Raw genomic sequence first — 15,144 nt, 5'->3', positions numbered from 1 at the left:
GGGCAGGGTGAAGTCATCACAGCGCAAGTGATATGAAAGGCGACCTGTTGAGACCATGGTACCATTACAGCTTGTGTCATTTACCTCACTACACACATCGGCCTACCAGATACTGGCTCGGGGTGTATTTCCGTATCCACGTTGAATACGGTTCTCAGCAATCCAGGGTTCATCACCGCTTCTGGTGTGCCTTGCGCCATAATATGTCCGTTCGCCATTACCACCAGATGATCGCAGTACCGGCTGGCCTGATTAAGGTCGTGCAGCACTGCGACCACCGTTTTCCCCTGAGCCCGGAGTTCGCCCATCAACCGCATTAGTTCCACCAGGTGATTGATATCGAGATAGGTGGTTGGCTCATCGAGTAGTATGACGGGTGTATTCTGGGCCAGGACCATCGCCAGAAAGGCGCGCTGGCGCTGACCGCCGGAAAGATCGGTTAACCGTCGGTCGGCAAGATGTTGGATCCGAGTCTGGTGCATAGCATCTTGGACCCGCGCATTGTCTTCAACGGAGAGGCGCCCCCAGAGTGACAACCACGGGTTGCGACCGTACGAAACAAGCTCCTGGACGGTGATCCCCTCTGGCGTTAAATGGTGCTGGGGCAGCAGCGCCAGCCTGCGGGCTAGCTGGCGTGATGAGAGCGTGTTGATGGCATTATCGCCGAGAAATACGCCGCCGGATTGCGGCGCTAACAGCCGTGAAAAACAGTTTAGCAACGTCGATTTCCCGCAGCCGTTAGGGCCGAGCAGGGCGGTTGTCTTCCCCGCTGGTAGGGCGAGTGAAACGCCATCAAGGATCTTGTTTGTACCGTAACAGACCGTCAGATTTTCAGTTCGTAATGTCATTTATCGCATTCTCACAAGCAGCCAGACAAACCACGGTGCACCGATAATGGCGGTCAGTACGCCAGCCGGAAGCTCCAGCGGGGGATGAGTAATTCGTGCCAGCAGGTCGGCAACCACCAGCAGCAACGCACCTGTCATGGCCGATATGGGCAGCAGCCAGCGGTGACGCCCACCGGTAATACTGCGCACCATATGCGGCACCACAAGACCAATAAAACTAATTGGGCCGCAGACGGCCACGCCGGTAGATGTCATGGCGACGGCCAGTAGCAAAGCCAGGAACCGGATACGCGGCACCGACATACCGAGCGTGGTGGCGCGCGCATCGCCCAGTGCCAGAAGGTCGAGATCGCGGCAAAAACTCAGGCTCAGCGGCAGAAACAACATCAGCAGCGGGACGGCAATCTTCACAAAGCTCCAGTCACGGCCCCATAAGCTGCCGGTTAGCCACAGCAGAGCGCTGTTCACATCCTGCGGGCGCGAAAGCATCAGCCAGTCCGTCAGACTGGCCCAGCAGGCAGACAGCGCGATACCCGTGAGTGCCAGCTTCATCGGCTGGCTGGTGTTCGCCAGCATTCTCAGCAGGATCAGGCCCACCATGCCACCGGCAAAGGCCAGCAGCGGCAGAGCAATCACCGGCAGTGACGGTACGAGAAGCAGTGCGCCCACAGAGGCAAGGCTGGCGGCATGGTTTACGCCGAGAATATCCGGCGACGCCAGAGGGTTACGAACGACTCCTTGTACCAGAACGCCTGCAACCGCGAGGGCTGCACCGACAAACAACGCCAGCAGCAGTCGCGGCAGGCGGTACGCCGTTAACACGTAATGATACTCACGCCCGGCCTGCCAGTCGGTCAGCAGGGCGCGCCAGGGAACGGCGATCACCCCCATTTGCAGAGACAGCAGCGAAAATCCTGCCAGTGCGAGGGCGATAAAAATGACTAACACAATTTTCAACCACGCCTCCTGACCAGCCAGACAAAGCAGGGCGCACCAATCAGAGCCACCACAGCCCCCGCGGGTAATTCGCCAGGGAAGGCCAGCGCGCGGGCCAGAACATCCGCCACTAGCATCAGCGTGGCGCCCATCAGTATGCTCATCGGCAGGACCTTGCGCTGGTCGAATCCTACCCAGAAGCGAGCCAGATGCGGCATCAACAGACCGATAAACGCCACCGGCCCGGCCACGCTGACGCAGGTACCGACCAGAAGCAGCATCAGAATGTTGATGATTAAACGCAGCTTCGGCAGATTCACCCCCAGCGTACGGGCGGTGCTGTCGCTGACGTTAAGCAGATTCAGTTGATTGGCCAGCAGCAACACCACCGGTATAGCAACTGCCACCACCGGGAAAAGCTGCCAGAACTCCTGCCAGCGTGCGTGGGATACGCCTCCCGCGAGCCAGTATAAAATGCCGTAAGCGTGATCTTCCGTCAGCAGCAGGGTGATGCGGGTCAGGGCCATGCAAAACGCCGAGAACGCGATACCCGCGAGGATCAGTTTGTTTCTGTCCTGGGTATGGCGAAACCCGCCGCCTGCGGTCATCACCAGCAGCCAGCTTACGCCGCCGCCACAGGCGGCGATAAAGGCGATGGAGTAACCCGCGACGGGCACGGGGCTGAGCGCGCTGGTCAGTGCCATCGCCAGCGCCGCGCCGCTGTTAATACCGAGCAGCGGAGGAGATGCCATTGAATTATGCGTCAAAGTCTGCAGCAGCGTTCCCGCGAGAGCCAGGCTTGCGCCGATCAGAATGGCGACCAGGCTTCGCGGCAGACGTAGGTTTTGCACCAGCGCTTGCGCAAGCGTGGGCGTATGGCCCGGCAGCAGAGCGTGAATGGCGTCAACGCCAGAAACAGGAATGGCCGAGTAGCAAAACAGACTCAGCCAGAAGAGAGTGATAAGCGCAGCAAGGGGAAGACCCCACTGCAGCGCTGGATGTCTAAGAACCGTCATTTCACATCGGATAAAGGCTGGTGATGGAAGATTTTTACCGTGTCGCTGGCAATACGTTCGGCCGCAAAAATACCGCGCATCCGCGCCCAGGCGTTACTGTCGACTGACGCCGTCTGCTGTTTTTGCGCAGCCGTTAACATCTGCCACAGCGGGTCCTGCTGCCAGCGTTTCACGATGCTCTCTTCGCGATAATGTGCGACCAGCAGCCATGCAGGATTGAGCGCCAGCAACTGCTCCAGACCGATAGACGGCATAGACGCACCGGATATTGCCGCCGGCACCGTCAGCCCCAGAGCGGTCAATACGCTTCCGGTCCAGGTCTCCTGCGTGTGAAGGTTAAACTGCTGCTCCCGGGACGTACCAAATAACACCAGCGTGCCTTTTGGCAACTGGCTGGCCCACGCTGACATCTTTTGTTGGTGTTTCGCCAGGCGTGACTGCATCTGTGCCTTTTTGCCCACAATCTCGCCGATGATGGCCGCAGACTGAAGATTTTCAGCGTAGGTTTCATTGCGAGATTTCAGCAGCAGCACCGGTGCAATTTGTTGTAAGGCGCTGAAAATACCCGCATGACGGCTGCTGTCGGCAATGATCAGGTCCGGTTTCAGCGCGCTAATGGCTTCTAAACTCGGCTGCGCACGCGTGCCGACAGACTGCCAGGGTTTCAGATGGGCGCGAACTTCGGGAAGAATGCGCGTGGCATCGTTATCGTCGGCAATGCCGACCGGACTGACATCGACGGCAGCCAGCGCGTCCGCGAACGACAGCTCCAGTACCACTATCCGCTGTGGCGTTTTATCAAGCGTAAAGGTGCCATGTTCGTCCTGAACCGTGGCGGCAAAAGCGTGGCTGGTGACCAGCAGCAGAGCGGCGAAAAGTGTGCGGATAAATGTGAACATCGGTGCTCCTGAAAGCCGGGTGGCGCTGCGCTTACCCGGCCAACGAAATCGGTGTGAATTAGAACTTCAACGACCCCTGCATATACAGCGTGCGCGGCTGGCCTGCGTAGATGCCTTTGTTGTTGTCGTCATAAGAGCGGGTGAAGTACGCCTGGTCGAAGATATTCTTCACGCCGAACGCCAGGTTCAGGTCTGCCATTTGCGGACCAAAATCATAAGCTACGCGTGCGCCCCAGAGCATAAAGCCAGGGATGCGACCAGTACTGCCGTCGGCGCTCTCTTTCACGGTGTTGGCGTTATCCGCAAACTGGCTGGACTGGAAATCGCTATTCAGGTTGAACGTCCAGCTACCCGGTTTATAGTCCACGCCCAATGTGCCTTTGTGTTTCGGCGAGAACGGCACCTGGTTGCCGTAGGTGTCGCCTTTCTCGCGGATCTCGGCGTTCACATACGCATAGCTTGCGTAGACCGAAACGTTGTCGAGCGTTGGCGTCAGCGTGCCGAGGTCATAGCGGGCCTGGGTTTCCAGCCCGGTATGGCGCGTTTTACCCCGTGCGGTTACGGTGTCGTTGGTCTGGTTGGAGTCGTACTGATTATTAAAGTTAATCAGGAACAGCCCCATTTCCGCTGTCAGCGCGCCATCGTCGTATCGGGTTCCGAGCTCCCAGGTTCGCGCTTTTTCCGGTTCCACATTGCCGCTTTGCACAGCCTTGCCAATTTGGCTGTACTGTACGGTGCCGAATGAGCCTTCAGTGTTTGCATAAAGATTCCAGCTATCAGTCAGGTGATAAAGCACGTTTAGCGCCGGAAGTGGGGCGTTGTAACTCACTTCTTCATGTGTGCCTTTGATGGCGTTGTTCTGGTATGACTCGATATGTTCAAAGCGCATACCCGGTGTGATAGTCCAGTTGCCAATGTCGATTTTGTCATCCAGATACCAGGCGTGCGCTTCGGTGCCGGAACGGGTGTCGCGATCGTATGGGCTAGCGCTGGACGGGAGTTGTCCGCTGCTGGTGGCGGTGTAGTAACGCATTTCATGCGTCGACTCGCTCACATAGCGGTATCCCACGCCCACTTCGTGCGCGGAAGGACCCACCATAAAGCTCTGACTGTAGCGCGGTTCAATGCCGCGTACCCAGTAGTTACGCGGTGAAAGGGTGAGGCGTTTGCCCTGTTCCAGGTAGCCGCTACGCAGGGTTTCGGTGTAGAAGCCCTGAATATTGAATTTATGCTGGCTGTCCGGCTGAAACTGATAGCCGAGGCTTGCCAGCTTGCGGCGCCCCCAGAAGCGATCGTAAGGGCGCGTGGACTGCCAGCGGTCGGCGTTGTAATCCGCGCGCGACAGGCCGCCGGGCATGTCGGCTTCTCCGTCGTAGTATTGCAGCAGGCTGTTGAAAGTATGCACGTCATTCGGCGCATATTTGCTTTTCAGCATCAGGTCGTCGATGCGCGTCGCGCTGTGCTCGCGCCAGTCGCTGCCGCGGGTGCCGGAGTAAAGCAGGGTGGTACCAAAACCGTTATCCGCCGTGCCGCCCACCATCAGGTTGTGCGTCTCTTTTGGATTATTTTGTGAGGACGTTGGGCTGAGCTGGCCTTCCATGCCGGCTTCGATACCGAAGTCTTGCGGAATGGCGCGGGTGACAAAGTTCACCACGCCGCCCACGCTCTGCGGCCCGTAACGCACAGCACCGCCGCCGCGCACCACATCGATGGCGTCCATATTTCCGAGCGAAACAGGTGCCAGGGAAAGCTGCGGCTGGCCGTAAGGGGCAAACGGCACCGGAATACCGTCCATCAGTACCGTTGAACGGCTGGCCAGGCGCGGGTTCAGGCCGCGAATACCAAAGTTCATCGCCAGATCGTGGCTACCGGTGCCGTTATTTTCCGGGGCGGTAACGCCAGGAATACGGTTCAACACCTCGCGCATGGTCGTCGCGCCGGTTTTGGCGAAATCTTCACGGCGGATAACGTCACGTGCGCCAGCATGTTCGAAAACGTCGTTTTCGCGCGCATCGCCCAGCCAGTCGCCCACAACCGTGAGCGCATCTTCCTGCGGCGCAGGAACGTGTTCGAGCGTCCAGCTGTTATTCCCTAACGGCTTCACCTGCAGGCCACTGCCCAGGAGCAGCTGCTGCAAACCACTCTCAACATCGTAATCGCCGTGCAAACCGTTGCTGTGTTTGCCGCGCGTCAGGCTGGCGTCAACAGACAGGGTAATTCCGCTGCGTGCGGCATATTGGTTTAGCGCTTTATCGAGTGAGCCTGGTGCAATATCAATCTGCGCTGCGAAAGCGGATAACGAGAGCCCAGCCAGCGGCAGCAGGCTCAGGCGAATGGCGTTAACCAAAGGTGTTGTTTTGCTAAAAACGCGTAAAGGCGTCATACCTTCTCCATCATCATTTTTGTTGTGTTCAGCTATGAGTCGAATGAGAAGGGGAAAAAGGACAATGAAAATGAGAATTATTTTTCTTACAGTGCCAAAATATTGACCCAGTATCGCGTAATAGTCTGAATTTTCACTGGAAGTGTCTGGGCAATAATATCCAGAATCACATCGGTATTTTTCAGCGGGAAAGTGCCACTCAGGCGCAGCCCGGCCACCGCCGGATCGCAACGCAGCACGCCGTTGCGATAACGGCTCAGCGTGGCAATCACTTCACCCAGTGGTTTATCGCTAAAGCTCAGAATGCCCTGCGTCCAGGCGGCGCTTTCATCATCCGCTGAGGTAATTGCACCAAATTCAGACGCGCTAAACTGCAGGCTCTCGCCAGCGCTGACGATGCGTTTTTCCTGCGGACGGTTTGCCAGTAAGACTTCAACCGCGTGTTGTTGAACGGTAACGCGTGTGACGTTGTCCTGCTGGTAGACGGTAAATTCTGTGCCTAACGCGGTGAGCCGGCCCTGGCGGGTCACAACGTGGAAAGGTCTCTGCTGCGCGTCTTTTGCGGTAGTAATCGCAATTTCGCCGTACCAGAGATGGACAGCGCGTTGACGTGTATCAAAACGAACGTCCGCGGCGCTTTGTGTGTTGAGCGTCAGCAGCGAGCCATCTTCCAGCCGCTGATGACTGACAGCGCCTTTGGCGGTGCGGTAATCCGCGCGCAGACCTTCACCGGCATCAGATTGCCAGAGCTGCCAGCCGCCGCCCACGCCGAGCAGCAGCAGTAGCCCTTTCATAACATGACGACGGGTAAGGCGCGTATCGTGCAGCGCCCGGCTGGCGATATCACCCGGTACGCGGCTGAGCTGGCTACGCAGGTTTTCAACCTGTTGCCAGGCCCACTGATGATCTTTGTCCTCTTCGTACCATTGTTGCCAGCGCGCCTCCTGCTGTGGGCTGACTCGTTCGCCGCTCAATACGGCATACCAGTGTGATGCCGAGCGCAATGCCTGGCGGCGAGAATCGGTGATAGAGGCGTTCACAGACCGTGCTCCAGACGAAACAGCAGACAATGTTCGATAGCCTTTGCCATATATTTTTTCACTGAACTGACCGAAACACCGAGCTTTAGCGCTATTTTGCTGTAGGTCAGACCATCCAACTGCGAAAGGAGAAACGCTTCGCGTGTTTTTCCGCTCAGCCCGTCAAGCATGCTGTCGATGAGTTGCAGGGTTTCGAGCTGACTCTCGCGTTCCTCGGGCGAAGGCGCGAGCGCCTCCGGCATCAGCGCCAGCATCTCCAGATAGGCTTTTTCCAGCGCGTTTCGGCGAAACAGGTCGACCATCACCCGTTTGGCGAGAGTGCACAGAAAGGAACGCGGATCGCGGATCGTCGAGAGCGACCCGCTGCCCATTACCCGTAGAAAAGTGTCCTGGGCAATGTCATCTGCATCAAAGGCGGACTGGAGTTTGCGCGTCAGCCAGCTTTTCAGCCAGCCGTGATGTGCGCCATAAAGCGACTCGAGCGTAAAGGAAGCAGTGGTAGTGGCGTGGTCAGACATGCGGAATGTATCAAAAGTTAATTATCACGCGATTATAGTAATATGAGAATGGTTATCATTACAATTGGAAATATAATTGTATTACGTTGAACGTATTAACGCATTGTTTTTTATAAAAATCTTATGATGTGGATACTAGACGGGAAAAGGAGTCTGCTTTTGGCATGTGATGGTTGGAATGACATCTGACCATGTCTGTTGTGAGTGAGAATCGGACACCTCACTTCCTGTCACCAGTGGCGGAAACCTTGCTCATGCTGCTGGTGTTAGCGTTTATCTGGATGATGCGGGCACTAAAACGACGGGCGTTATTCGTCGTGGTCAGCCCAGAACTATTGATATGGAACCTCGGAACGGCAAGCGCCTGGAACAAATACCTGCGGTCATTATGAATGAAGTGTTGGCCAGACTGAGCTGGGGCTTTGATATGCGCAATGAGCAATAGCATAAAAGCAAAAAGCCTGCTTAGTTTCCTAAGCAGGCTTCTTAAATATGGCTCCTCTGACTGGACTCGAACCAGTGACATACGGATTAACAGTCCGCCGTTCTACCGACTGAACTACAGAGGAATCGTTTGAACGAGGCGCATATTAGCGAGGGTGGTGAGGCTTGTCAAAGGGGTAAATACATTTGTGTGTTCGTTTGCTGACAAAATCAGCAAAGCGGCGATCTTTCCGTCTTTTTATGCTTTTGCCCCATTCTGGTGCGTGTCTACCTCTTCCAGGGCAGCCTGAATGAGATATTTAGGTGTGCAGAATGATCTTCCTTCGCTTTTACTCCTGACTTTGTGCGGCTTTAACCATAAAACACCGTTTTAGACGAAAGTGGCAAGTATCTTGCAATCCTGAATTCAATGACTGCCAGCACGGGTTCTGGTATTCCGACAGGAGGCAAAATGAACTTTAGACGACTGAAATATTTCGTGAAAATCGTCGATATTGGTAGCCTGACCCAGGCAGCGGAAGTATTGCACATTGCGCAACCCGCGCTGAGCCAGCAGGTCGCTACGCTGGAAGGTGAGCTTGATCAGCAATTGCTGATTCGTACCAAGCGTGGCGTCACGCCGACGGAAGCAGGAAAAGTGTTATATACCCACGCCCGGACGATTTTACGTCAGTGTGAACAGGCGCAACTTGCGGTTAATAACGTGGGACAGACCTTGACAGGCCAGGTCTCTATCGGCCTTGCGCCGGGGACAGCAGCGTCATCCATTACCATGCCGTTATTACAGACGCTACGTGCCGAACTGCCCGATGTGCAGGTTTATCTGCATGAAAATAGTGGGGCAGTTCTGAATGACAAGCTGCTCAGCGGGCAATTAGATATGGCAGTGCTCTATGAGCGTTCACCCGTGGCGGGCATCAGCAGTCAACCGTTGCTTAAAGAGGATCTGTATCTGGTCGGCACGCGTGAGTGCCCGGGGCAAAGCGTCGATTTAGCCGCGGTGGCGCAGATGAATTTGTTCTTGCCACGGGATTACAGCGCGGTTCGCCTGCGCGTGGATGAAGCTTTTTCGCTACGTCGCTTAACGGCTAAAGTGATTGGCGAAATTGAGTCTATCTCCACCCTGACGGCCGCCATTGCCAGTGGTATGGGCGTCACAGTGTTGCCTGAGTCGGCCGCCCGTTCATTATGCAATGCAGCGAACGGCTGGATGGCGCGCATCACAACCCCATCGATGAATCTGCCATTATCGTTGAACGTATCAGCCAGAGGGAGCTTGTCGCCCCAGGCACAGGCAGTGAAGGAGATCCTGTTGTCGTTGGTTAGCCGTCCGGCGCTGGAAAATCGCGAATTGCAGCTGGTCAGCTAAACCTTATTCCCACGAGGAATAAGATGCAGGTTTTTATTATTTGTTATGCCGGGCATCAGACTTTAACAATAGCGTAATGTCTGATGTGCCCGGAGTGAAACGTGAATTTCCAGCAGCTCAAAATAATCCGCGAGGCGGCCCGTCAGGATTACAACCTGACGGAGGTCGCGAATATACTGTACACCTCGCAGTCGGGCGTCAGCCGACACATTCGTGAACTTGAAGATGAACTTGGCATCGAAATTTTTATCCGTCGCGGTAAACGCCTGTTGGGCATGACTGAACCGGGTAAAGCCTTGCTGATCATTGCCGAGCGTATTCTGAATGAGGCCAGCAATGTTCGTCGACTGGCGGATCTGTTTACCAATGACACGTCCGGCGTTCTGACGATTGCCACCACGCATACCCAGGCACGCTATAGCTTGCCTGCGGTGATAAAAGCCTTTCGTGAGCTGTTCCCTGAGGTGCGTCTGGAACTTATTCAGGGCACACCACAGGAGATTGATGTCCTGCTACAAAATGGCGGGGCAGATATCGGAATTGCCAGTGAGCGGCTGAGCAGCGATCCATTGTTGGTGGCTTTTCCCTGGTTTCGTTGGCACCACAGCCTGCTTGTTCCTCAGGACCATCCATTAGTGAAGGCTTCTCCGCTAACGCTGGAGTCCATCGCTCACTGGCCGTTAATTACCTATCGTCAGGGGATTACAGGGCGTTCCCGCATCGATGAGGCGTTTGCTCGCAAGGGGCTGATACCTGATATTATTCTCAGTGCCCAGGACTCGGATGTGATTAAAACTTACGTGTCACTGGGATTGGGGATTGGGCTGGTGGCAGAGCAATCCAGCGGCGAGCAGGAAGAGGGGACGTTAACCCGTCTGGATACCCGGCATTTGTTTGATGCAAATACTGTTTGGCTAGGGCTTAAACGCGGACAACTGCAGCGCAACTACGTCTGGCGATTCATCGAGCTATGCAACGCAGGGTTATCCGTTGATGAAATTAAGCGTCAGGCGATGGAGCCAGATGAAGCGGTGATTGATTATCAGATTTAACAATAAAAGCCCGTGAGAAACGGGCTTCTCTCGTTGCCAGTATGGAAAAGCCTGGGGGTGAAGTGAAGCGCTCTACCTGGCTAATGGGATCGCAGAAAAGCAAAAAGCCTGCTTAGTTTCCTGAGCAGGCTTCTTAAATATGGCTCCTCTGACTGGACTCGAACCAGTGACATACGGATTAACAGTCCGCCGTTCTACCGACTGAACTACAGAGGAATCGTGTGAACGAGGCGCATATTACTGACCTCACCATGAGGTGTCAACAGTAAAATTAGCGCGTCATTTCAATTGCTTAATTAATCTTCAAATTCAGCGTTAATGCACATTTGCTGAGCGATAATGACCATCTTAGCGGGTATCGCGTAACCGCTCCATGGGGTTCTGGCGGTAAAACTGAATAAAACGCTGCCATAAGGCCGGAAAACGTGGCGCAAATAATTCAGGAGCACTGAAGAAATACTCCGATAGAACGGCAAAGCATTCGGCCGGGTCGGTTGCTGCGTAAGCATCTATACTGCACGCGGTTTCACCGACCAGATCAATTTCATCCTGAATATTATTCATTGCGGCATACAGGTCGTGCTCCCAACCGGCAATATCTCGCAGAGGGATCGCCGGAATACCGCTGGCGCGGTCGCCATTACGCATATCAAGCTTATGTGCCACTTCATGGATGATTAGATTAAAGCCGGAGGCATCAAAAGAATCCTGAATGTCGAGCCAGTTAAGGATTATCGGACCTTGCTGCCAGCTCTGCCCGGACTGTACAACCCGTTGATTATGCACCAGCCCAATATCGTCTTCCCATTCATCGTCCACGACAAACGGGGCAGGGTAGATGAGAACTTCATGAAACCCGTCGAGCCACTCGACCCCTAATTCCAGGACAGGCAAACAGAAAAGCAGCGCAATGCGCGCACTTTTCAGCGGGTCAAGTTCAAACCCCTGAAGCGCTACCAATCTTTTTTGCTGTAAAAAGCGCTCGGCCAGGGCGATAAGTCTGGCTTGTTCTTGCTCGGTGAGATTCACCAGAAGAGGAATAGCCAGGGCGTCGTCCCACGGCCAGTCGTCACTCCGGGTTGTTTCTTGCTCTTTCCAGGGCCACTTAATCATCGTTTTGCTCGCAAACTCGTCACTTGAACGAAATTGACGGAACGGGGTCTGTTAAAATGCCAAATTACCTGGCATCATGGCAACCGCCAAAACGGAGAGATGCCAGAGCGGCTGAATGGACCGGTCTCGAAAACCGGAGTAGGGGCAACTCTACCGGGGGTTCAAATCCCCCTCTCTCCGCCACTATTCAAACACTTAGCTCAATTCCTTTCAACGACTCATGTCACACTTGGTATAGTGTTGGTATATTCACTTGGTATAAAACTCGCCATCATCATCTTCTGATTTGCCCAATACTGGAAGATCCAGTGTGGGAGAAATTTTCACTTTTCTGTCATAAACCACAACTTGGCTTTCAGTTTTGTGACCTGAGAATAGTTGTTTGTCCTTACTCGAGCCTTCGTAATCTGATATCCCCTTGGCTTTGAGATCATGAAAAGTACACGGCAGTTTTCTATCAAGTTTTCTTCCTGCTGCTTCCCTTGCTGTTTCCCACAGATCGTTAAACCCACTTTTCGAGTATTTAGTTTTTTTGCTGCTACAGATAACCGTTTCCCGCCCACCCAGAGTTTTTGCAAGTTCGATGGCGTTATGAAGCCGTTCAGTCCAGACTTTTATTTGTTTAGTCCCGGTCTTTCCCTGCTGGATAAAAATGCCTTCCTCGCTTACTTGCGACCATTTGAGAGAAAGAACATCGGAAACGCGAGCTGCACATAAGTAAGATATCTCCATGCCAACCCGGAGAGCTGGTGCCGCCTCTTCATAAATTGCCTGATATTCTTCGTCTGTCACGTACACGTCACGGGCTTTTAAAGAGAACTTGCGTACTCCTTTGCACGGATTTCCTTTCACGTACCCTCGTTCATATCCCCATGAGAAAACACGCGACATCCCGCCGAGTTCCTGGTTTGCCTGGTTAATACTGCGTTGGCCACGTTTATCCATATAGATCCTGACCATCTCAATTTTTATGTCATCTGCTCGCATATTCCCGAACACTGGGACCAGTTTTTTTTCATATGACCTGTAATCAGTCTGTGTCCGCGGAGCCAGTTCAGCAAAAGCTGGGCTACTGGTGAATAACTTCCATAATTTAGAAAATGTCATTACGTCTGAACGCTTGGCTTTTTCTTCCTCATAACGCGCCCATACCGTTAGCAGCATTTTCAGCAATAAAGTCAGCCAGAAGTTCAAGGGATTCACGCAGCCCCATAGTTTCATCAACAAGAATGGCAGAGCGGGCTTCAGATGATTGTTTTAACCACCACTGAATTGTCGACGCATCTGGTTTCATGCCAAACGACATCGATGACTCCAGACTGACAACCTGGTAAAATTCGGCGCCAGTGTTACCAGTTGAAGGATCAAAAAATACAGCGCCGATAGAGACTATTGGGGCATCAGGACCGTTACCCATGGTTTCCATATCAACCATCAGGTGAGTATAGAAAGCGTCCAGGGGATCCGTTTCAATATGGTGAACGGGTTCATTATTCAGGGAAGCTGACGCGTCACCAGTTGCATCAGTGCTTTTAACTGGCAAAACTGCTGTTTCGCTCTGAGACACTTCTTTGATTTCGTTGTTGTCAGTTTCTTCCATCTGCACATCGCTGGTGGCTTCCTCTGTATGGGTATGATGTAACTTATCCTCGACGGCGCGCTGGCGTACCTGGTCTACGACAGAAAGCGCTGGCGCTTGCTGGTTCCCCATCAGGCCATCGATGGAGAACACGCCGTTGCCCATGTTGGCGATTTCTGGTTGTTCAACTCCTGCCTTCTGTTCAGCTGTGACTTTCTCGTTAATCTCGTTTTCCCAGCTTTTTTCTGGCACGTGACCGGCTGCCGCCAGGGTTTCTTCAGTTGGGTGCTGGTGGTCGGTTTCCGTCAGGTTCTTATTGATGTAACGACTCAGCAGCTCTGGGAAATGGTGAGCGTTTTCTTCTGCACTGCGAATAAGCGCGAAAATAGCAGCACGGGAATAATCCATGATGCCAGCACGTTTGCGCAGGGCGACGGACCACTCTTTGAACGGGCTTTCGTTTTTAGCAATGATCTCTTTTGCTCGACGGAAAACGCCACCCGGGATATCGTAGATGTTGAAATCCATTGGAAGCGTGGCCAGCGCAATATCAATGTCCAGAGTTTCCAGTGTGTGGACAAGTGCCGGGTTACGATCGGTCTTATTGCCACCACCAGCGTTCGTTCCGGAATCAGAGCGCTGAATCTGCGTGACACGATTGCCCTTACACCACTCTTTAACCAGTAACCCGCGGTCAATGTGTTCAGTACTGAACCAGGCCTTAAAGAACTGAATTACGGTAGACAAATCCACTCGTTTTCCATCAACCGGAAAAACGGTTTTCAGCGCGCTGACAATCTTCCAGATATCGATCTCTGGCGCTTTCCTGAATGGTTCTACATTCTCGGCGGCAAGCAGCAGATTTTGCACGTAGCTGTTATCCACATCCAGCTCAAGTTCCTGAATGGTTTTCTTCTGTTCAGTATCAATATGGTAAGCATATTCATCAGAAACAAACTGAGCCAAAAGGCGCTGGCGTAGCGGGAGAGTCGCAACGGTAATGAGTTCTGGCGTTACAGGTGGAACGGTGGGCTCATCACCCACAATTCGTGCTTTCTTATCGTTAACCCACTCCTGCACGGTTTGAGTCCGCGCTTTCGGTTCCGCAATCCATTCGGTAATAAATTCCTCAAATGAAGCAATGGTATAGACCTGCTCACGGTCGAAGACTTCTTTTATTGCGTTTGCCAGGTTCCACTCGACATGAGCAGAAAGCTCTTTCGCCGCTGGCACATTTGCAACGGCCAGTAACAGGTTTTGTATATAGAGATCATTTTCGTCCAGTTCCATTTGCCCGATCTGGACGTGCCGCGCTTCACTGATTTCCTTCTCTTCACCGTCATTTAACAGGTGCGCAATCAGCCGCTGAGACAGGCGCAGGCGAGATATGGGGCGGAGCAATGCTGGCGCATCGCTGGTGGGTACATTGGCACTGGAGGTTTCAGGTTTTTGCTGGCTGGAAGCCTCCAGATTTTCATTATCCGGCTTCTGTTTCAGTTGCCACGTTTGCTGGTCTTCTGCCAGTTCGTAACGATCGCACCATGTGTCATCAAGTGTGCTTTCCTCAGGAAGATCGTCAACAACAAACCAGTTGGTGCGGACAGGTAATTGATAGTCGGCGCCACGACCGACGGCAATATCGTTGTCTTCGAGAATATTGAGGATTTCGCGTTCTGCACGGGAATCTGATTTCGCAGAGAACCAGCAAAACAGGTTTTTTGCCTCAGTTGCTTTCGCTTTGGCTTTAATAAGATACGCATACGTTAACATTGCGTTCGGGCTCCATAGGATTGTAAGATACCCGGCAGCTGATGATCGCCGCCTAAGGTAGTGGTTATTGGTCAAAACTCGTTCCGGAAAGCTTTGGTCGGCTGACCGGGTACTTAACCCGCCTTGCGCGGGTTTTGTGCTTTATGGGGTAGGGGATTTTCCCTGCGCCAGCTGTGC

The 15,144-nt window shown here is 53.6% G+C and carries 12 protein-coding genes, 3 tRNA genes and 1 pseudogene; 4 read left to right on the top strand and 12 right to left on the bottom strand.

The genetic code is table 11. The features are described 5' to 3' along the window. Positions 1-80: 80 nt before the first annotated feature. The 7 genes from fecE to fecI form a co-directional block, all read right to left on the bottom strand. Positions 81-848, bottom strand: coding sequence for a Fe(3+) dicitrate ABC transporter ATP-binding protein FecE (gene fecE, locus OGV74_RS16790; RefSeq protein ID WP_286521231.1), 768 nt, complete (start codon positions 846-848; stop codon positions 81-83). Then, entirely contained in the window at positions 849-1,805 is a 957-nt protein-coding gene (gene fecD, locus OGV74_RS16785; protein ID WP_086503958.1) for a Fe(3+) dicitrate ABC transporter permease subunit FecD, read from the bottom strand. Further along, positions 1,802-2,800 carry an iron-dicitrate ABC transporter permease FecC gene (gene fecC / locus OGV74_RS16780; RefSeq protein WP_286521228.1) on the bottom strand — a complete coding sequence of 333 codons (999 nt, stop codon included), beginning with the start codon at positions 2,798-2,800 and terminating at the stop codon, positions 1,802-1,804. Before fecC ends, fecD begins: the two co-directional genes overlap by 4 nt. Then, a complete protein-coding gene (locus OGV74_RS16775; protein ID WP_286521226.1) occupies positions 2,797-3,699 on the bottom strand; it encodes a Fe(3+) dicitrate ABC transporter substrate-binding protein FecB in 903 nt (300 codons plus the stop codon). Before OGV74_RS16775 ends, fecC begins: the two co-directional genes overlap by 4 nt. Positions 3,700-3,757: 58 nt before the next feature. Next, positions 3,758-6,082: a TonB-dependent Fe(3+) dicitrate receptor FecA gene (gene fecA / locus OGV74_RS16770; RefSeq protein WP_086503961.1), complete on the bottom strand. Its 2,325-nt coding sequence runs from the start codon at positions 6,080-6,082 to the stop codon at positions 3,758-3,760. A gap of 86 nt (positions 6,083-6,168) precedes the next feature. Beyond that, positions 6,169-7,122, bottom strand: coding sequence for a ferric citrate uptake sigma factor regulator FecR (gene fecR, locus OGV74_RS16765; RefSeq protein ID WP_032949020.1), 954 nt, complete (start codon positions 7,120-7,122; stop codon positions 6,169-6,171). Beyond that, entirely contained in the window at positions 7,119-7,640 is a 522-nt protein-coding gene (gene fecI / locus OGV74_RS16760) for a ferric citrate uptake sigma factor FecI (protein ID WP_071697111.1), read from the bottom strand. The genes fecR and fecI overlap by 4 nt, the downstream gene beginning before the upstream one ends. Positions 7,641-7,863: 223 nt before the next feature. Between fecI and OGV74_RS16755 the strand changes: the two are divergent. Continuing rightward, positions 7,864-8,085 (top strand): annotated as a pseudogene (locus tag OGV74_RS16755) (type II toxin-antitoxin system PemK/MazF family toxin); the annotation flags it as partial. Between the two features lie 48 nt (positions 8,086-8,133). Here the strand turns inward: OGV74_RS16755 and OGV74_RS16750 are convergent. Next, positions 8,134-8,209: transfer RNA gene (locus tag OGV74_RS16750), tRNA-Asn, on the bottom strand. A gap of 326 nt (positions 8,210-8,535) precedes the next feature. Here OGV74_RS16750 and nac point away from each other — a divergent pair. After that, positions 8,536-9,453 carry a nitrogen assimilation transcriptional regulator NAC gene (nac, locus tag OGV74_RS16745; RefSeq protein WP_003030855.1) on the top strand — a complete coding sequence of 306 codons (918 nt, stop codon included), beginning with the start codon at positions 8,536-8,538 and terminating at the stop codon, positions 9,451-9,453. Positions 9,454-9,554: 101 nt separating this feature from the next. Beyond that, positions 9,555-10,505, top strand: a complete 951-nt coding sequence (cbl, locus tag OGV74_RS16740) for an HTH-type transcriptional regulator Cbl (protein WP_003846751.1) — start codon at positions 9,555-9,557, stop codon at positions 10,503-10,505. Positions 10,506-10,645: 140 nt separating this feature from the next. Here cbl and OGV74_RS16735 read toward each other — a convergent pair. Both OGV74_RS16735 and mtfA read right to left on the bottom strand, forming a co-directional pair. Further along, positions 10,646-10,721: transfer RNA gene (locus OGV74_RS16735), tRNA-Asn, on the bottom strand. A 132-nt stretch (positions 10,722-10,853) separates the two neighbouring features. After that, on the bottom strand, positions 10,854-11,618 hold the full coding sequence (gene mtfA / locus OGV74_RS16730) for a DgsA anti-repressor MtfA (protein ID WP_003030306.1): 765 nt from the start codon (positions 11,616-11,618) through the stop codon (positions 10,854-10,856). Between the two features lie 93 nt (positions 11,619-11,711). On the opposite strand from mtfA, the gene OGV74_RS16725 reads away from it, so the two are divergent. Then, a tRNA-Ser gene (locus tag OGV74_RS16725) sits at positions 11,712-11,801 on the top strand. Between the two features lie 66 nt (positions 11,802-11,867). On the opposite strand, the gene OGV74_RS16720 is transcribed toward OGV74_RS16725, so the two are convergent. After that, positions 11,868-12,782 (bottom strand): tyrosine-type recombinase/integrase, encoded by a 915-nt coding sequence (locus OGV74_RS16720; RefSeq protein ID WP_286521485.1) that lies wholly within the window; start codon positions 12,780-12,782, stop codon positions 11,868-11,870. Further along, positions 12,754-14,967, bottom strand: coding sequence for a 3'-5' exonuclease (locus OGV74_RS16715; RefSeq protein WP_286521221.1), 2,214 nt, complete (start codon positions 14,965-14,967; stop codon positions 12,754-12,756). The genes OGV74_RS16720 and OGV74_RS16715 overlap by 29 nt, the downstream gene beginning before the upstream one ends. Between the last annotated feature and the right edge of the window lie 177 nt (positions 14,968-15,144).

This window comes from Citrobacter sp. Cf116 (assembly GCF_030336505.1).
GTDB classification, from domain to species: domain Bacteria; phylum Pseudomonadota; class Gammaproteobacteria; order Enterobacterales; family Enterobacteriaceae; genus Citrobacter; species Citrobacter freundii.
The sequence above is the reverse complement of the archived record's forward strand: the minus strand, read 5'-3'. Positions and strand labels throughout refer to the sequence as shown.